Here is a 17791-nt window from a genome sequence, read left to right as displayed (position 1 = left end):
GAAGCAAAAGGCGTCGCGGATCCCCAACCGGGTCACAAAAAGCACTTATCCGACCAACACTTGTATCAAGCTGGTTATACTTCGGTGACTGTACGAAATTGGATCAGGCCATGTCAGAAGTTGCCCACGCCACAGCCCCGCTGGCCGCCCCGCCGGTTATCCGCGCTCTGCTCGCCAAGCTTGCCGTCAGCTACACGGAAGTCGCCGAACAACCGGGCCTGAATCCTGCGCAAAAGGTGCAGGCCGTGCTGTTGGAAGACGCGGTGGGCGCACTGATGGTGCTGTTTCCCCAGAACCAACTGCTGGACCTCAACCGCCTCGCCGAACTCACTGGGCGTCGCCTGACCGCCGTGGCGCCGGATCGCATCAAGCGCATGCTGGACAAGCACGACCTGAAACTGCTGCCGGGCCTGCCGCCGCTCACCAGTTCGCCATGCCTGTACGAAGGCAGCCTGCTCAACGAGCCGAGCCTGTTGGTGCATTCGGGCGAAGCCGGGCTGCTGCTGGAAATCCCCACTGATGCCTTCAAGACGATGCTCACCAAGGCCAGCGCCGCGCAATTCGGCGAGCCGTTGAGCAATATCCGCCCGAACCTCGACCGCCCTAATGATGACCGCGAGGAAATCACCCAGGCGATGCAGGCGTTCACCGCTCGCCGTATCCAGCAGCGCCTGGAAGCGACCATCGAAATTCCGCCGCTGGCCGACACTGCGCAGAAGATCATCAAGCTGCGGGTCGACCCCAACGCCACCATCGACGACATCACCGGCGTGGTGGAAACCGACCCGGCGCTGGCGGCGCAGGTGGTGAGCTGGGCGGCGTCGCCGTACTACGCGTCGCCGGGCAAGATCCGCTCCGTGGAAGACGCCATCGTGCGCGTGCTGGGGTTCGACCTGGTGATCAACCTGGCGCTGGGCTTGGCCCTGGGCAAAACCTTGAGCCTGCCCAAGGACCATCCGCAACAGGCCACGCCGTACTGGCACCAGTCGATCTACACCGCGGCCGTGATCGAGGGCCTGACCCGCGCCATGCCCCGCGCCCAGCGCCCGGAAGCGGGCCTGACGTACCTCGCCGGCCTGCTGCACAACTTTGGCTACCTGTTGCTGGCCCATGTGTTCCCGCCGCACTTCTCGCTGATCTGCCGCCACTTGGAGGTCAACCCACACCTGTGCCACAGCTATGTGGAACAGCACTTGCTGGGCATCAGCCGCGAGCAGATCGGCGCCTGGTTGATGCGTTATTGGGACATGCCGGACGAATTGTCCACCGCCCTGCGCTTCCAGCACGACCCGACCTACGACGGTAACTACGCCGAGTACCCGAACCTGGTGTGCCTGGCCGTTCGCCTGCTGCGCAGCCGTGGGATCGGTTCCGGACCGGACGAAGCGATCCCGGATGCACTGCTTGAGCGTCTGGGCTTGAGCCGGGACAAAGCTGACGAAGTGGTGGGTAAGGTGCTGGACGCCGAAGTTTTGCTGCGCGAATTGGCCTCGCAATTCACTCAGGGCTGAGTGTGGCGCCTGTCAGATAGCAATCGGGGGCAAGCCCCCTCCCACATGGGAATGCATTCCAAATGTGGGAGGGGGCTTGCCCCCGATAAATCCAACTCGGTCTAGCTGAAAAGCCCTACTTCTTTTTCTTCGGCTTCAAGTACTTCGTCAGCCCCTGGAACCAGATCACCAGCGCCGGGTTGCCCTTGATCTGGATCGACTTGTCCTGAATCCCCGTCATAAACGCCAGTTGCTTGTTTTTCGCCTGCATCGTGGCGAAGCCGTAGGCGGCATCTTTAAAGGCAATGGCAAACGCCGGCGCGGGGTGAACACCCGAGCGGCTGGTGATGCGCTGATCTTTGACGATGAAATGACGGGCAACCTTGCCGTCGAGGGTCTGCAACTGGAACGCCAGGTCTTTATCACCCAGTTGTTGCTGAAAGGCAGGGTTGGTGCGGCTGGCTTTGCCCATCATCAGGCCCAGCACCCACAGGAGAAGACGAAATTTCATGCACACGGCCTCGGTGTAATTATTGAGTGGCCGCAGCAGTGTAGCGATTTGCCGGAAGAACGCCACCGATCTCGCGCTTTAGCGGGAGATCGGCTGGCGTTTAACGCTTATAGCAACATGTTGCTTAAACGTTAGGGCAAGGGACCGGTGCCCAGTCGGCCAGGTTTGGATCGCGGCAGGTGCCTTCGATCTGTGCCTTACCGGCGCTGGCGACCTGCTTGCTTTCAGCTTGCTTGGTCTGCGCGGTCTGCAGGGTTTTCTCGGTAGCGACAGCTTCTTTCGGCACCACCGGCAGCACTGGCTTCTTGGCCGGTTTCACAGCCTTTTTGCCCTTGGTCGGAGCAACCACCGGAGTGGTATCGGCGGTGGCCACGGTCACCACGTCGTTACGCTGTACACCGACCTGTTGCAGGTCTTTCTCATAAGCCTGGGTGTAGTTGTTCAGGTCTTCGGCGGCTTTGCCATTGACCGCTACGATCAGGTCGTTGGATTCCTTCAGGCCGGCGACGATTTCCGCCAGGCGCTTGCGGCCTTCGGTGTCGTTGACGGTCTTGGCTTTGCGATCGGCCACCAGCTTGGTGAACGCGCTCTGGTAGCACTGCTGCGAGGCTTTGGCGTAGGCGGTGCTGCGATCGATGTCGGACACGCTCTTGTTGACGTCGGCCGCGTAGGACGCAATGCGCTGGTTGTCGTCGGCAATCTGCTTCTGACGCTCGGTGTAGTAACCCGCCGCGCCGCCGGCCAGGGCACCGCCCGCCGCGCCGATGGCGGCGTTACGGCCGCGCTTGTCCTTGTCGCCGCTCAACACGCCCAGCAGGGCACCGCCGGCAGCGCCGATGGCCGCGCCGGTAACGACCGACTTGGTCATGTCCGAATCGGTGGCACGCAGGTGCTGGACCGGCTCGTAGCAGCTTGGGTAGTACTCGACCTTGGTGCTCGACGCGACCTTGGAGGCCGGCGACGTGGCGCAACCGGTCAGTACGGTGCTGAAACCGGCTGCGATCAGCAGCAAGTGACGCTTGGAAACCGCCTTACGGGAAAAAAGCATAAGTTGTGTTCTCTTCTAAGTTTGACTTGCCCAGCACGGCCGATGCCGCCTGAGTCCCTTCCAAGCTCGCCATACAGCCAACGATCAAGACCGCTGACCGCTCGCTGCGAGCAATTCCTTCAAGATCGTTGCCGGGTCGGCCCGCTGTTGCTTGCGGTAGTTGCCGACATGGCGAACGAACAGTGTTGCGCGCGTCACCAGGCTCTTGCCGAGCACCGGTTTGCGATCCAACTCTTCCTTGATCCGTTGAAACTGCGCCTGGATCACCGCATCGGTATAGCGGGTGCCGGTGGCCAGGTTGTCGATATAGATCGCTACCGCGCCGTCGAGCGCGCTGCGACCGTTCTGGATGGCCGTGGCAAACAACTGCGCGCTGGCTTCGTCTTTGTTGTCCAAGGCCTGCTGCCGACTCTTCTGCAAGTTGATCAGCCGAATGTTGTAGTTGCTGATGGTCTCGGCCACCAGGGCCGCCGACTGGATCAGGTTACCCGCCGCTTCTTCGCGCTGTTGAGCGATCAGCGATACGTTGCGTTTGAGTTCCTCGTTGACCAGGCCCAATTCGGCTTGCAGCTTGGGGTCGACGCTGGCGGCGATAATGCTGTCCAGGCGCTTGGTCGGGTCCTGAGCGTCGTCGATGGCATCGGTCAGCGAGGCCAGGCGACCTTCTTTCTGCCACTGCGCAAACAGCTCCTTGTAGCGCGAGCGCGGCGCCGACAGTGCGCCAATCGCCACGCGGAAACCGGTGGTCTCGTTGCTTTGCTCGGTGCCGTCGGCGGCGAACAATGGGTACTCACGGCGCATGCCGGTGAACAACGTGCCCTCGCCTTCCAGGTAATTACCGCCCTTGACCACAAACCCGCCATAGGTGCCCTGGCGGCGGCCGGCGTGGACCAGCTGGAAGGATTCCTGGACCATTTCCGCAGCGTTGCCAATCACATCGAACATGCCGATCGGGTTGGGCAGTTTGGTGCCGATGGGCATCAACCGCGCGGCCTGGCCAGTACCGCCGGCCACTTGGTTGAAGACAGCGTAGTCGCCCAGCGGGCCGTCACTGTCGCTGCCTTCGGTGCGACGCGGGAACAGCCGCCCTTCCAGGTCCTGACGGCTCACGGCCTGGGCGCCGCGGGCGGCGAATTCCCACTCCACTTCGGTGGGTAGGCGTACAAAGCCCACACCGCCATCGTCCTCGGACGAGCCGCGACCACTGACCGGCAGCGCATCCCGGTGATATTTGAGCAGCCAGGCGCTGTACACCGCCGAGAACCGCTCGGCCTCAAACCGCGACAACTTCACCTTGGGCAAACGCGCGGCCATGCCGGTCGGCGCGTCACAGGCCGGGGCCGGCTCACCGCTGGCCAGGGATTGCGCCTGGGCCATCACCTGAGCGTATTGGCGCGCGGTCACTTCGTACTTACCGATGAAATACAGCATCGGTTTGAGCGGCGTTTTGGCGTCGGTCTTGGGCATCAACGGCGTGATGACTTTGCTCCAGTCCTTGGGCAGGTCTTTGAGGGTGAACTGACCGTTGATGAAGTCGCGACGGTAGCCGGAGATAAACGACTGCTGGTAACCGGCTTCGCCTTCGCTGAAGGGGTAACCGAGGCTGATCTCACGGTCATCGAGAGTGCCCTGGGCCAGCACGTAGGCGTAGCGGAACACCATGTTGCCTTCGCAGGGCAGCGGCAGGCTCACGTCATCCGGCAACGGTTTGGGGTTGTCCAGCTTGTCGCTGGCTTCATCGGCCCAGGCCAGGGAGGCCAGGCTCAGCGCCACACAGGCGCCCAATAACTTATACATCTCTGATCCCTTCAGAAGCCTGGATACGCGCCACCCGCCAACCGCCACAGGCCGCCGCCACGGCGCTGACGCCGAGCACGGCCACCAGGGCCAAGCCATAGTGATGCGCCAACAGATGACTGGCGTGTTCGCCCGGCACCTGCACGAATAATTGATTCAACCCTGCCTCGGCCAGGCCGTATAACCCGGCGCTGAACACGGCGGCAAACCCCGCGCTGTACAGCGCCTGCAACACCACAAACAGCAACAGCGCACCGGTGGAAAACCCCAGCAGGCGCAGCACCGACAATTCTCGACGCTTGCGCGCCACCGCGGCCAGGGCACCGGCGAAAATCGCCGCGAACGCTCCGGCCAATGCCAACCCGGCGATGATCCAGAACACAATCGACAGGTTGCGACTCAAGGATTGCACCTGTGCAATGCTCAACGCCTGGGTCGACACCAGCATGTTCTGTCTCGCAAAAAACACTCGTAACGGCTCCACATCGTTGAGGCCGCGCGCATACAAACGAAACGCCGGGTAGACGCGCTGCTCACCCACGCCTGCCGCCTCACCGTCCCACCCCAGCGCCGGCACCGCACGGCCGTCGCGATAGTCTTCCGCCGCTTCGAGCAAGCCCAGCCCGGCGAACAGTCCGTCCCGGGCGAACGCTTCCAGGGGCAACACCGCCAGCACCTGCAACCGTGTATCACGCGCCTCGACACGCCCGGCCACTTGCCGCGCGAAACGGGTCTCCAGCCAGTCACCGGGCCGTGCCGCGAGTTTCTCGGCGGCGGTGTGGCTCAGGACGATCTGCTCCAGCCCCTTAGGCACCGGCAAGCCGCCGAGCAGCGGATCGCCCGGCGCGGTCGGCAGCATCTCCAGCACCAACGTGCCCACCTGCGCCGTGGCCGCAATCTGCCGCGTGCGCGGGATGGCGAACGCCACGTCCGGCCGTTGACCCAGTTGCTCGATAAACGCGCTGCTGAATCGACCACCGCCCAGCGGAATAATTTCACGGGTGGCGGGGTCCGTCTCCAAACGTTCGGTCAAACTGCTGACCAGTCCAAATTTCAGGCCGAATAACACCAGCAACGGTGCGATCACCGCCACCAACGCCAGCACCGAGCAGGCCGACAGCCACGCGTCGTTGCGGTAGTCCTGCCAGGCGAGCGACGCCACCAGAGGGATGCGCATCAACCGGCCTCCCCCAGCGTCGCCGTGACGCCACCGTCGCTATCGCGTCGGCAATGGATGCGTCGAACCTGCAAGCCACTGGCGCGAGCCAACGGCTCATCGTGGGTGGCGATCACACAGGCGGCGCGATGTTCACGGGCCTGAGCCAGCAAGGCGTGCATGACCCGCTCGGCATTCAATGGATCGAGGGACGCCGTGGGTTCGTCCGCCAATACCAGTTGCGGCGCATGGGCCAAGGCACGGGCACAGCTGACGCGCTGGCGCTGGCCCACCGACAACGCCAAAGGCTTCTTGCCCAACTGATCGCTGATTTCCAATTGGTCGGCCAGGCGCGCCACGCTGCCGTCATCCTTCAGGCCAAGTAGCTGGCGGGACAACGCGATATTGCCGCGCACATCCAGAAACCCCAGTAGCCCGCCGGTTTGCAACACGTAACCCAGGTGCTGACTGCGCAACCGGGCCAAGGTCGATTGCTGATCGGCGCGCCACAGCCCGGCAATGTCCTGTTGATTGAATTCAAAGCGGCCTACCTGATCCGGCGCCAGCACCAGTGCGAGCAGGTCCAGCAAGGTGCTTTTGCCACAGCCGCTGGGCCCGACTATCGCCACTTGCTCGCCCGCACGCAGGTGCAGCGCCGGGATCACCAGGCTGTAGCGCTGGCTACCGGCGCCCCGGCTCTTGTGCACGGCGCTCAGGTTCAGCATCACGGCAGCGTCGACAAGGGCACGCGGTACAACGCGTCGCCCGGCTCGGCATCGCCGAAACGGACCCAGTTGGCCACGTCGTTGTGGAAGGTTTCGTAGAGGCGGATTTTCGAATCCAACTCGTCGATAAAGTCTTCCTGCTCGGCCACGCTCAGCGACAACCACAAATCCTGGGTCATGTTCAGCGACTTGCTGCGGTACGGCAGGCCCTCCAGGTATTCGCCGAGGATGCCGCCGTCGGCCAGGTTGCCGCCCTTGCGCAGGGCCTGCGGGTCGCGGCTCATGTAGGCCGAGGCGCTGGCGATTTCCTGGAAGAAGTCCTTGGGTGAGGTCTGGGTTTTGCGCGCGGCGTCGACGATCAGCTTGAGCGATTGCTGCAAATCGTTGAGCTGCAGCTTGGTCAGCATCACGCACACTTGGAACGCCGGCAGCGCCGGGTTGGTCAGGTCGCGGTCGGCGGTCCAGGCGCTGACCAGTTGCGGCGCCTGGCTCGCAGTTTTGCGACCGAGGAAGTCCATGTGCATCGCATAACCGACCGCTGCGGATTTATCCGCCAGGCTTGGTGCCGAGCTGAGCGTCGGCACCGCTTGCGGTGTGTTGCTGCGCACTTGGTGAACGAGGTTGGCGAACACCGTGCCGATCTCATCCACTCGCTCGCCCAGTTTGCGTACGTCGCCGCCCGGCACCGGCGTGTAGAGGTCGCCGATCTGTGGGTTGGCGTCGGCGGTAAGAATGCGGTATTGGCTTTCGGCGCCGGCGTGGGTTTTCTTGCCGGCGTCGGTGCGCAGGTGCAAGGCGTAGATTTTGATCTGCTTGCCCAACGCAGCCTGGCGCACTTCGGCTTCGTTCATCTGGGTGGCGGCGAACGGGTCGTTCTTGCGCAGCGCGCCGGCATCGGTCACCAACAGGATGATGCGCCCGCCGTAGCCGGACCAGTCCATGCCTTCGACGGCCTGCATTACCCCGGCAAACGCATCTTCGTTGAACGAGTGGCTGGAGACCGTCGAGGCTTTGACCTGGCGCGCCATGTCGAGAAAGCGTTGTGGGTCGCGGCCCTGATCGAGGGTGATCAAGGTTTTGGCCACGTATTCCAGGCCAGGGGTTTTCTTGATGCTGTTTCGGAAGCCCACCAACCCGAAGCTCACGCTGTCCAGCTCGCCACGTTCGGCGATGCGGGTTTGCAGTTCGTGTACCACGTCGCGGACCTGGTCGATATACGGCTGCATCGACACAGTGGTGTCCACCACCAACACCACGGCCGTGCGGAACGCATCGGCATTGGCGTTGAGTACCGGCGTTGCGGGCTTGGCCACGGGGCTGCTGCCGGGGTCGATGGACGCTACGTTAAGCAACTGCACCGGCTGGCCGTTTTCGTCGAAGCTTTCTTTGGAATCGAAGATCGGCAGCAGATAAAACTGGTTCTGCGGCACCGCGCTGGCGGCCGGTTCCAAGGCCAGCACCTGGCCGTTGTCTTCACTATTTTTCTGCGCCTTGGCCAGCACGTTTTTGGCGGCGGCGGGGTCGGCGAGCAATTTCTCCACTTCGCCGGATTGACGCAGGAACATCACCGGTGCGCGGCCCGAGCGTTCGGTGAACTTGAGCACCAGGCTCTGCTTCCAGTCGCTGACCTGAGTGGCCGGTAACCAACCGTCGCTGCGACCATCGGTGGCGGCGCCGACGCGCACCCACGGTTGGCCACCCACGTCTTTACGCTGGTACACGTACAGCACGGAGAACGCCGGCAGCGCCTTGCCCGGCGCACTGCCGGCGTCGCTGGAGAGTTTCGCGCCGGGCTTGCTCAGCACGCGCTGGAACAAGGTTTTCTTGCCCGCCATCAGCAACGGGCGGCCGCCGCCGTCCGCTTCGGCCACTGCCGGTTTGACCTCTGGCGGCGCAGTCGGCGTTTGTGGCGGTTTCGGCTGGCTGGCGGTGGGCGGCGGCACTGGCGTATCGCTGCGACTCATCCACCAATAACTGCCGCCGCCGATGGCCAATGCCACCGCGACCGCCACGGCCGCCAATGCCAATACCGGTCCGCGCCGTTGCTCGCCGTGCTGGGTCGGGGTGACCACCGGCTGACGCGCTGGCGGCGGCGTGGGCTGTGGCTCTGGTTTGCCGGTAGGAATCTCGATGGATTCCGGCGTCATCCCCGCCAGGTCGAAACTGAGCGGCAGAGCCACCGGCCGCACCAGCGTGGCTTCCGGCGAATCCGCCGGCAGTTGGTCCAGCGCCAGCAGCAACGCCGCCGCATCCGGGAAACGGTCGGCGGGGTCTTTGGCCAGCAACTTGCGCAACACGCCTTGATAGCGGCCGTGATGCACCGGCAATTCCGGCAACGGTTCGGTCAGGTGGGCCAGGGCGGTGGAAAGCGCATCGGTGCCGTTGTACGGCAGCTCGCCCACCAGAATTTCATACAGCACCACGCCGAGGGCGTAGAGGTCGGCACGCCCGTCGATCTCCTGGCCGCGCGCCTGCTCCGGGCTCATGTAGCTCGGGGTGCCCACGGCGAAACCGGCCTGGGTGAATTGGGTGCGGTCGTCCAGGGACTTGGCGATGCCGAAGTCGGACAACACCGCCGTACCATCGGCGCGGAACAGGATGTTCGCCGGTTTGACGTCGCGGTGCACCAGGCCCTGGGCATGGGCGTAACCCAAGGCCGAAGCAATCTGGCGAATCAACGTCACGCCCTGCTCAGGCGTCATGCCGGCGGCGATGCGCTCCTTGAGCGTGCCGTTGGGCAGGTATTCCATGGCCATGTAGTACAGCTCACCGACATTGCCGATGTCATGGATGGTCACGGTGTGGGGGTGGGACAGGCGCGCCAGGGTCTTGCCCTCGCGCAGGAAACGCTCGCAGAAGCTCGGGTCGGCCGCCAGGGCCGCTGCCATTACCTTCAACGCCACCTTGCGCTCCAGCGAGCGCTGGGTCGCCAGGTACACGCTGGCCATGGCGCCTTCGCCGATCTCGCCTTCGATGTCATAACCCGGAATCAGGATGTTCATGCCGATACCTTCACGACGATGGCGGTGATGTTGTCCGGGGCGCCGCGGTTAAGGCCCAGGTGCACCAGGCTGCGCACGATTTCATCCGGCGTGTCATGGCCGAGCACTTCACGGATCTCATGGTCTTCGACGGTTTTGTTGAGGCCGTCGCTGCACAGCAGGTAGGTGTCCCCTGGGGCGATTAACAGGTCGACTGTCGCCAGGTTCAGGTGCGCTTCCACGCCGATGGCGCGGGTGACGATGTTGGCGCGCGGATGCACACGGGCTTCGGCTTCGCTGAGCAGGCCGCTGTCTTGCAGGTCTTGCACGTAGCTGTGGTCGCGGGAAATGCCTTCGAGCACGCCGTCGCGCAGACGATACAGGCGACTGTCGCCGGCCCACAGGCATACGCCACGCAGCCCACGAGCGGCGAGGAGCACCACGGTGCTGCCCATCATGGTCACGCCACGGTGGGCGGTCTCTTCGCGCACGGCGGCGTTGATGCGCACCAAATCATTGCGCAGCGCCGCCGTGTATTCATCCAGCGAGCGCCCCAGCGGCACATTGCGCAGGCTGTCGACGATCAAGCTGCTGACATAATCCCCCGCCGCATGCCCGCCCATGCCGTCGGCCACCACCCACAGGCGGTTCTCCGGCAGGTCCAGGCAGGCGTCTTCGTTGACCTGGCGCACCATGCCCACATGGCTTTTGCTCGCGGATTTGTACGTCGACCCCATCTACACCACACCTTCTTGTCCGAGCAAAAACTGCGCAAAATCGCTGGCGGCAGGCAGGCCCTGACACCGCAATAAACCAGGAGAAATCTGTTGCGAGCCTCGGCCCCACCACAGGCTAGCGCCCTCGCAGGCCTGTTCGGCCAGCGCGGCCAGTCGCCCTTGGGGCACGGTCGCGGCGACGCGTTGCAAGCCCGCAAAGCGGCTGTCGAGCGCACGCGGTTCGGTGGTCGGCACGCCCAAGCGGTCTAGGCCCTCGTTGAAGCCTTCGAAGGTTGCGCCGCTGTCCAGGGTGCCGAGCAGCAACTGCTCGGCCTGCTCGAACCAGGCGTCCGGCCCCCCCACCAGCGAGGCGGGGTTGGTGTCGTGATCCAGCAGCGCCACCACTGCCAGCGGGAAATACCGCCCGACCCTGTCAATGCTCGGCATCACCACACCTGCGGCGGCGTCCGGCCCGCACACACCCGGCGCCAGCACAAAGCGCCACAGCGGGCTGACCAGGTACGCATTGAGCCAGTCACCGCCCAGGCTGTTCTGGCTGGCGAGCAACCCCGCCGCCAGCCAGCTGTCCCACGGGCCGATAAAACTCTGGGGCAAAGCGCGGCTGACGAAATCGCCACGGCTGGCCAATTTGCCGTAGAAACCCAACGTCGTCATAGCCGCTCCGGCAGGCTGAAGCCGCTGAGCACGCGGCTCTTGAACGGGTTGAAGGCACTGTTGGCGCGCAGCTCGTACGCGATGCTCGCACCGTCGACCCGCAGGCGCAGGTTGAAACGGTCCGGCGAGTTGCCGGGGGTCAGGTCCGACTGTTCCAGCAGGCGGAACCACGCCCACGGGCCGTCGAGGGTCACGCCCGAACGGCCACTGGCCGATGGCGGCATGATGGAAATACGCACCACGCCAATGCTGCCCGGGTTCGGCCATTGCATCGCCACCGGGCGGCTCGGGCCATGGTCGTAGCTCAGTTGCTGGCCGTCGAGGTCGAGCAGGAATTGGGTGATGCTCGGGTCCATCGACACCGGTTTAAGCTCGAACCGCACAATCGGTTGGGTGCCGCCAGAGCGGAAGAACGCATCGCGAATCGTCGCGGCACGCTGGAAGGTTTGCAGCACGCCCGGCGCGATCCCCAGTTTCTGCGCCGCGCCCGGCTGCCAGCGCCAGGTCTGCGCGGAGGTGTCCACATAGGGTTGCAGGTATTTGCGGAAGTAGTTGTCCATCACCCCGCCCACGCCGAAGAACTGGCCGAAGTCATCCAGGGTGGCGTCCCGTGCGCTGCCCGGCGACATCGGGTAACGCCCGGCCAGCGACTGGCGGTACACGTTGACCACTTCGCTGACCCACGCCGCGTTCAGTTGGTTACGCACCCCGCCCATCATGCTGTTGGTGGTGGAATTGACCACCGACTTGACCATGCCCTGCACCAGCGGCGGCTGGCGCTCGGCATTCAGGCTGACCCGTGTGGCCGCAGCCGCCGCCTGGTTCTTCGCCTCGCCGAGCAACGCATCGCCGCTGGCGCCGACCATGGCGCTGACCTGCACATACAGCGCATTCATGTCCGCCAGCAGGCCGTCGATGGCCGCCGGTTCGCCTTCATTCTTGCTGACGATGCTGTTGAGTTCGGCAAAGTGCGCAGTGACTGGATCGTCCGTCGCCGCCGGCGCGTTGGCCGTAGCTTGCTCCTGGCCCAACAGGCTGCCGAGGCGTTCCTTGAGCTTGTCGACGCCGCCTTCGACCGGCACCCCTTTGGCGGCCAGTTGGCGTTCTTCGGCTTGCAGATCGGTTTCCTTGGCCACCGCCACCAGCAGTTTTTTCAGTGGCGACGTCGGGCCGGAGATCACCCGCAGCACGTCGGCGGCCTGGGCCACGCTGGTGATCGGCACAAAGTCGATGTCCGCCAGCAAGGCGTCCCATTGGCGCTGGTAGTCCTGGAAATACAGGCGCCGCACATCGGCGGCCAGGCTCACCACGTTCTGTTGATCGGCCTGTTCGTGGCCCAGCACCCACTGTTCTTCGGCGAGGGTGCCGGTCTGGTTCAAGCTGCTCAGCAGGAAGGCCTGACGATAACCCTTGGCGGTAAAGAACCCACTCAACGGCTCGCCCAGAGGCTTGCCGCTCTTGCGGCTGAACACCAGCGCGGCATCACGCCCGGCGGCTTCGTTGATGCGAAAGTCCGGGATACCGTCGGGCAGTTTCTGGCGCTTGACCCGGTCATACACACGCTGCGCCACCGGCAGTTGTTGCAATTGACGACGCAGGTCGTCAATCAGCCGCGGGTCCAGGCGTGCGTTCGGCGGATGGCGTTCGAACAGGGCCTGCAAGTGCCCGGTCAGCGCCTGGCGCTGATCGGCCGGCAGGTCCCGTGGCAGGTTGCGGTCCCAGTCCAGGGCGATCCACGCCTTGATGAAGTCCGGGTCGTAGTGCTCGCTGTCGGCGAGCATCAGGTAGGCCTTGAGGCCTTCGTAGAGGAAGTCGGAATTGCCGCCGCCGTGCAGTTGTTCCTCGATGCGCGTCACCAGTCGCGGGGCGAATACGGCAATCAACAATTTGCGGTAGACGCTGGCGGACTCGGCTTCGAGCATGTCGCCCTGATACAGCCCCAGGCCCTCGGACCAACTCGGCGAATCCCCCGCCAGGTTCTTCACCGCATTGAGCAGCGGCAGCACCGCAAGCACGTCGCGCTGTGCCGGGCTGAGGTTTTGCACGGTCTGGCCCAGGGGCGCGACCTTCTGGTCGACCTGAGCGATATAAGCCTGGTTGGCGCGATAACTGACCCACCACAGGCCGCTGACCACCACCACCAGGGCCACGGTGGCCGCGAGGACACCGCGCGCGATCCACTTGCGACGCCGCTCGACCTTGGGATTGACGCCCACCAGGCCACGTTCGGCAAAGGCGACGGCGGTGAACAGTTTTTCGATGAAGTAGCTGCGCCCGGTGCCACTCTGGCGCGCCAAGTGCTGGCGGTCCAGGTTCATGCTCTGGGCCATGGCGCCGATCAGGCGGTCGATAGGGCTGCCTTCCTGGGTGCCGCTGGTGAAATACACGCCGCGCAGCAACACACGCTCTTCAAACGCGTTGGGTTTGAACACACCTTCGAGGAAGCTCTGCAGGCAATCCTTCAAGGCCCCGAATTGCTGCGGGAAGCCGTAGATCAGGTCGCGCCGCGCCGGATCGCGCTCCTGTTGCAGGCGTTCCACCAAGCGTTCGTTGAGGCGCTGTTCCAGGCCGGCGAACTCGCTTTGCAGATGCGCCAGCGGGCTGTCGGCGCTTTTGCCGTCGTCCAGGGCGAAGGTCATGCCCCACACCTGGGCGCGCTCTTCCTTGCTCAGGTTGTCGAAAAACTCCATGAAGCCGGGGACCAAATCGAGTTTGGTCAACATCAGGTAGATCGGGAACCGCACGCCCAATTGCGTGTACAGCTCCTGGATCCGCAGGCGAATCGCCGCCGCGTGGGCGGCGCGCTCGGCGTCGGTGCCGAGCAGCAAATCCGAAAGGCTGATCGCAATGAATGCGCCGTCGATGGGGCGGCGCGAGCGTTGTTTTTTCAGCAGGTCGAGAAAGCCCAGCCACGCGGCTTTATCCACCGTCGAGTTGCTGTCCTGGGTGGTGTAGCGGCCGGCGGTGTCGAGCAATACGGCCTGGTCGGTGAACCACCAGTCGCAGTTACGCGTACCGCCGACGCCACGCACCGCCCCGGCGCCCAGCTGCGCGGCCAGCGGGAAGTGCAGGCCGGAGTTGACCAGTGCGGTGGTCTTGCCCGAACCCGGCGGGCCGATGATCACGTACCACGGCAGTTCGTAGAGGTTGCGCCGCTCGTCGCCGCCAAGTTTGGCTTTCTTGAGCAGCGCCAGGGCCTCGTCCATGCGCTGGCGCAGGGTGGCGAGTTCTTCGGCGGTGGCCACGCTGTTGGGGTCCACCGGGGCGTCCGCCGCCAGGCTGCGCATCACTTCGGCGGCCTGGCGGCGCGCCTGGATAATGCGGAACACGCGATAGGCGATCCACACCGCGAACATCAGGACGATCAATGCCCAGCGGCGCCCCTGCGGCACCAGCACGTCGAGCAACGGCCCGACAAACCAGATGATCAGGCTCAGGGCGATCAGGCCCAGTACCGGGATCACCCAGCGAATCATAAAACTGAAAAACGCCTTCACTCGACGCCCTCCGCCAATACGGTGATTTCAACCCGACGATTGCGGGCACGGCCTTCGGCGGTGGCGTTGGTGGCCACCGGCTCAGTGTCGCTGCGGCCCTCGGCGCTGAAGCGCTCGGCCTGGCCGGTCTTGGCCGCAAGGATCTCCAGTACCGACTTGGCCCGCGCTTCAGACAGCGCCCAGTTGGATGGGAAGCGCAGCGTGGCAATCGGGCGGTTATCGCTGTGCCCGGTCACGCGCACCTGGCCCTTGACCTTGCGGATGGCGTCGGCGATGCGCAGCATCAACGGCTGGTAGTCATCGACAATGCTGGAGCTGGCGGACGCAAAGAGTTCGTCGCCACGGATTGTCACCACCGAGCGGTCGACGGCATCTTCCACCGCCACCCGGCCAGCCTTGATGTCGTCCACCAGGAAGCCGGCCAGGCGCGGGCGTTCGATGACCTTCGGCTGCGCCACAGGGCGGTCGATGCTCTGCACCGGGATCTCGCCCAGGGCATGGATATTCTTGAACACCGGCTCGGCCTGGCCCGCCAGCAGCATGCGCAAGACGAACAGCAGCGCCAGCAGCAGCGCCAGGCCGATGGCCACGGCGATCCACGGCGGCATAAATTGCGCCAGGCGATCTCGCGCCACGGTCACGCCGCGCCAATGCGGCGACAACTCGCGCTCGTGCTCGCCACGGGCGCTGCGAATCGCCGCAGCGGTGCGCTCGCGCAGGGCTTCCAACTGGCTGCGGCCGTCGTTCATCACGCGGTAGCGACCTTCGAAACCCAGGCACATGCACAGGTACAGCAACTCCAGCAGGTACAAGCGTTCCCGAGGGCTTTGCAGGCAATGGTCGAGCAACTGGAAGACTTTTTCGCCGCCCCAGGCTTCGTTATGCACGGTGATCAATAGGCTCTGCTTGCCCCACTCGCTGGTGCTGCCCCACGGCGTGCTCAGCACCGCCTCATCCAGGGCGGTACACAACGCATAGCGCGCCAGCAGCACTTCGTTGCGCGCCACGCCGGCGGCCTCGGCACGTTCTTCGAACTGGCGCAGGTAGGCCAACAGTTGCGCGCGCAGGCTGGCCGGCGCCGGGTGGGCGATGGTGTTGCGCAGCCGCGTCAGCAATGCCAGCAGCGGGCCGGCGGCGCTTTCCAGCGGGTTGAGGCCCTGGCTCTTGCCGGTGAGCATCGGCGCGGCGGGCACTGACAAAGGCGCGGGCTCTGCACGCGCGGGTTCCGGCGCACGGCCACCCGGGCGCGGCATGAACTGGGTGCGGTCGTCATCATTGGGATGCATCGCGGATTATCCTCGGATCGCCCAGAAGGCCAGGTTCAAGCCCGGGAATTGCCCGGCGATATGGAAAGCAAAACCACCGGAATTGCTCAGTTGCTGCCAGTGCTCGCTGCCCCGGTCCAGTTCGTAATAGGTCGAGCCCGCGTGGTACGGCAGTTGGCGCGGCGCCACCGGCAACGGCACCAGGCCGATGCCCGGCAGTTGCAGGTTGACCATGTCGCGGATGTGCTCCACCGAACCCACTTTGCTCTGCTGGCCGAAGCGCGCGCGCAGGGTTTCGCCAGGCACATCGGCACGTACCACCAGGATGAAACTGGCGTTGTCGAGCAGGGTCTTGTCGGCCAGCATCGCCACGTGGATGCCGTAGGCTTTTTCCACAATCGGGATCGGCGTGGCTTTGCTGTCGATCAGCATCGACAGCGCCTCGCGCAACGCCGCCATCACCGGGGCGAAGCTCACGGCCAGGTCGTCGTGCTGGTACTGCGGGTATTCCTGAGGGCGCCGGCCCGAGGTGGAGAACGTGGAAAACTCCCCAGCCAGGCTGACCAGTTCACTGAAGAAACGCTCCGGGTGCAGCGGGCTCAACTGGCTGAAATGCTGGATCAGCGGCTGGGCGCGGTTGACCAGTTGCAGCAGCATGAAGTCGGCGATTTCCGACGCGCCGCCAGCGCCCGAGGCCACCACGCGGCCGGCCAGAGCTTCGCCACGCTGGTGCAACAGGCCCAGCAGTTCGCTGCGAAATGCCGTCAGCGGTTTGCTTGCGGCCACGTCCAGCACGGGCGGGATGTAGCTGTCGTCGAGCACCAGCGCGCGGTCGGCGCGTTTTTCCTTGATGCGTACCACACCGATGGCCGCGTAATCACTGATGCCATCCTGGGCGGTCAACAGGCGCAAAGCGCGAGAGCCTACGGCCACCGGCGCGCGGTTTTCGAACGGCGCGTTGTCGTCGCGCACTTCACGCACTTGGCTCACGTAACGTGCGGCTTCCAGGGCCTCGCCTTCGTCGACGGTGTCGCGCACGCCGGCACGCTTGAGCGGCAGGGCCAGGTACACCAGGCCGTCACGCAGGCTGTCATCGATGTTCAGCGGGCTCGGCGCCAGGTCGTCCTGAGGGATATTGAACGGCGTGCCGTCAGGCAACAGGCCCCGCGCCGTGACGATGGCCAGCTTGCCCTGGGCCAACAGGCCCTGGTCGATCAGCAACTCGGAAAAGCCCCAGGCACCGGCGGACAACGGGCGGCTGCGGGCGTCGATCAGGTTTTCCAGGTAACGGTCATGCTGCTGGAAGTGCTGCGTTCCGATGAACATGCCTTCCGACCAGACCACGCGATTGTTCCAGGACATGGGGGCTCCGATTGCTTATTGGGCAGGGCTGGATGGGGTAACCACGACGTCGGCGCGCACCGCACGCACATCGAGGCTGATCTGGTATTCGGTGTACTGACGCGCCGGCACGTTGATCACCGTGCGCCACTGCGCGCGGTCGAGTTCGCGGTAGCCCACCAGCAAACCGATCTGGCGTGTGGACGGGTCGAGGTCGCGCTGAATGCTCAACTGCTGGCCGGGCTGGACCGTCACTTCGTCCTGGTCCAGCAGGTCCAGGCCCAGGGTCGATTGCGCGCGGTCGGCCAGGGAGAAATAGTCGGAACGGGCAAAGGTGGCGGCGTTCTTCAGTTCGAAAATCCGCACCCGTACCGGCGCGGCCTGGCCATTGGCGCCGGGGTTGAGCCCTGCAATCGCATGGAAGTGCAGCTCGACCGCCGCGGTATCGGCGTCAGCCTCGGCGGCGGTGTCGGGTTTGGCGGCATCTTTGGCACACGCCGTCAGCAGCAGCGCGGTGGCGACTGCGAGTAAAAACCTGGGAATCATCCTGCGTCCTCAATGACGTACTTAGCTATCCGTTAATCCGTGT

13 protein-coding genes are annotated in these 17791 nt (G+C 64.5%); 1 reads left to right on the top strand and 12 read right to left on the bottom strand.

What is annotated here, in order from left to right; all coding sequences use genetic code 11:
• Positions 1–110: 110 nt before the first annotated feature.
• Positions 111–1511 carry an aminoacyl-tRNA deacylase and HDOD domain-containing protein gene (locus QRN41_RS02675; RefSeq protein WP_034115456.1) on the top strand — a complete coding sequence of 467 codons (1401 nt, stop codon included), beginning with the start codon at positions 111–113 and terminating at the stop codon, positions 1509–1511.
• 115 nt (positions 1512–1626) lie between these two features.
• On the opposite strand, the gene QRN41_RS02670 is transcribed toward QRN41_RS02675, so the two are convergent.
• The 12 genes from QRN41_RS02670 to tssJ form a co-directional block, all read right to left on the bottom strand.
• Complete coding sequence (locus tag QRN41_RS02670) at positions 1627–2001, bottom strand: hypothetical protein (protein WP_003195530.1); 375 nt, start codon at positions 1999–2001, stop codon at positions 1627–1629.
• Positions 2002–2125: 124 nt separating this feature from the next.
• Positions 2126–3049, bottom strand: a complete 924-nt coding sequence (tagQ, locus tag QRN41_RS02665; protein WP_167416951.1) for a type VI secretion system-associated lipoprotein TagQ — start codon at positions 3047–3049, stop codon at positions 2126–2128.
• An 84-nt stretch (positions 3050–3133) separates the two neighbouring features.
• Positions 3134–4846, bottom strand: coding sequence for a formylglycine-generating enzyme family protein (locus QRN41_RS02660; RefSeq protein ID WP_167416950.1), 1713 nt, complete (start codon positions 4844–4846; stop codon positions 3134–3136).
• Complete coding sequence (locus QRN41_RS02655; protein ID WP_034115459.1) at positions 4839–6023, bottom strand: ABC transporter permease family protein; 1185 nt, start codon at positions 6021–6023, stop codon at positions 4839–4841. Before QRN41_RS02655 ends, QRN41_RS02660 begins: the two co-directional genes overlap by 8 nt.
• Complete coding sequence (locus tag QRN41_RS02650; protein ID WP_285421162.1) at positions 6023–6727, bottom strand: ABC transporter ATP-binding protein; 705 nt, start codon at positions 6725–6727, stop codon at positions 6023–6025. The genes QRN41_RS02655 and QRN41_RS02650 overlap by 1 nt, the downstream gene beginning before the upstream one ends.
• Positions 6727–9729: a serine/threonine-protein kinase gene (locus QRN41_RS02645; protein ID WP_285421136.1), complete on the bottom strand. Its 3003-nt coding sequence runs from the start codon at positions 9727–9729 to the stop codon at positions 6727–6729. The genes QRN41_RS02650 and QRN41_RS02645 overlap by 1 nt, the downstream gene beginning before the upstream one ends.
• Positions 9726–10445 carry a PP2C family protein-serine/threonine phosphatase gene (locus tag QRN41_RS02640; RefSeq protein ID WP_034115462.1) on the bottom strand — a complete coding sequence of 240 codons (720 nt, stop codon included), beginning with the start codon at positions 10443–10445 and terminating at the stop codon, positions 9726–9728. Before QRN41_RS02640 ends, QRN41_RS02645 begins: the two co-directional genes overlap by 4 nt.
• The gene (tagF, locus tag QRN41_RS02635; protein ID WP_034115463.1) at positions 10446–11099 is read right to left on the bottom strand and encodes a type VI secretion system-associated protein TagF; all 654 of its coding nucleotides are present in this window, start codon (positions 11097–11099) and stop codon (positions 10446–10448) included.
• Positions 11096–14596 carry a type VI secretion system membrane subunit TssM gene (tssM, locus tag QRN41_RS02630; RefSeq protein ID WP_285421135.1) on the bottom strand — a complete coding sequence of 1167 codons (3501 nt, stop codon included), beginning with the start codon at positions 14594–14596 and terminating at the stop codon, positions 11096–11098. The genes tagF and tssM overlap by 4 nt, the downstream gene beginning before the upstream one ends.
• Complete coding sequence (locus tag QRN41_RS02625; protein WP_285421134.1) at positions 14593–15882, bottom strand: DotU family type VI secretion system protein; 1290 nt, start codon at positions 15880–15882, stop codon at positions 14593–14595. The genes tssM and QRN41_RS02625 overlap by 4 nt, the downstream gene beginning before the upstream one ends.
• 6 nt (positions 15883–15888) lie before the next feature.
• Positions 15889–17223 (bottom strand): type VI secretion system baseplate subunit TssK, encoded by a 1335-nt coding sequence (gene tssK / locus QRN41_RS02620; RefSeq protein WP_034101502.1) that lies wholly within the window; start codon positions 17221–17223, stop codon positions 15889–15891.
• Between the two features lie 15 nt (positions 17224–17238).
• Complete coding sequence (tssJ, locus tag QRN41_RS02615; protein WP_034139831.1) at positions 17239–17748, bottom strand: type VI secretion system lipoprotein TssJ; 510 nt, start codon at positions 17746–17748, stop codon at positions 17239–17241.
• Positions 17749–17791 lie beyond the last annotated feature (43 nt).

It is taken from the genome of Pseudomonas sp. efr-133-TYG-23 (assembly GCF_030209215.1).
Classification (GTDB): domain Bacteria; phylum Pseudomonadota; class Gammaproteobacteria; order Pseudomonadales; family Pseudomonadaceae; genus Aquipseudomonas; species Aquipseudomonas rhodesiae.
The sequence above is the reverse complement of the archived record's forward strand: the minus strand, read 5'-3'. Positions and strand labels throughout refer to the sequence as shown.

Excerpts from the sequence above, each read along its gene's own strand:
- tagQ (WP_167416951.1), bottom strand. The coding sequence starts at position 3,049 with ATGCTTTTTTCCCGTAAGGCGGTTTCCAAGCGTCACTTGCTGCTGATC.
- QRN41_RS02660 (WP_167416950.1), bottom strand. The coding sequence starts at position 4,846 with ATGTATAAGTTATTGGGCGCCTGTGTGGCGCTGAGCCTGGCCTCCCTG.
- QRN41_RS02645 (WP_285421136.1), bottom strand. The coding sequence starts at position 9,729 with ATGAACATCCTGATTCCGGGTTATGACATCGAAGGCGAGATCGGCGAA.
- QRN41_RS02675 (WP_034115456.1), top strand. The coding sequence starts at position 111 with ATGTCAGAAGTTGCCCACGCCACAGCCCCGCTGGCCGCCCCGCCGGTT.
- QRN41_RS02670 (WP_003195530.1), bottom strand. The coding sequence starts at position 2,001 with ATGAAATTTCGTCTTCTCCTGTGGGTGCTGGGCCTGATGATGGGCAAA.
- QRN41_RS02650 (WP_285421162.1), bottom strand. The coding sequence starts at position 6,727 with ATGCTGAACCTGAGCGCCGTGCACAAGAGCCGGGGCGCCGGTAGCCAG.
- tssK (WP_034101502.1), bottom strand. The coding sequence starts at position 17,223 with ATGTCCTGGAACAATCGCGTGGTCTGGTCGGAAGGCATGTTCATCGGA.
- tssJ (WP_034139831.1), bottom strand. The coding sequence starts at position 17,748 with ATGATTCCCAGGTTTTTACTCGCAGTCGCCACCGCGCTGCTGCTGACG.
- tagF (WP_034115463.1), bottom strand. The coding sequence starts at position 11,099 with ATGACGACGTTGGGTTTCTACGGCAAATTGGCCAGCCGTGGCGATTTC.
- QRN41_RS02655 (WP_034115459.1), bottom strand. The coding sequence starts at position 6,023 with ATGCGCATCCCTCTGGTGGCGTCGCTCGCCTGGCAGGACTACCGCAAC.
- QRN41_RS02625 (WP_285421134.1), bottom strand. The coding sequence starts at position 15,882 with ATGCATCCCAATGATGACGACCGCACCCAGTTCATGCCGCGCCCGGGT.
- QRN41_RS02640 (WP_034115462.1), bottom strand. The coding sequence starts at position 10,445 with ATGGGGTCGACGTACAAATCCGCGAGCAAAAGCCATGTGGGCATGGTG.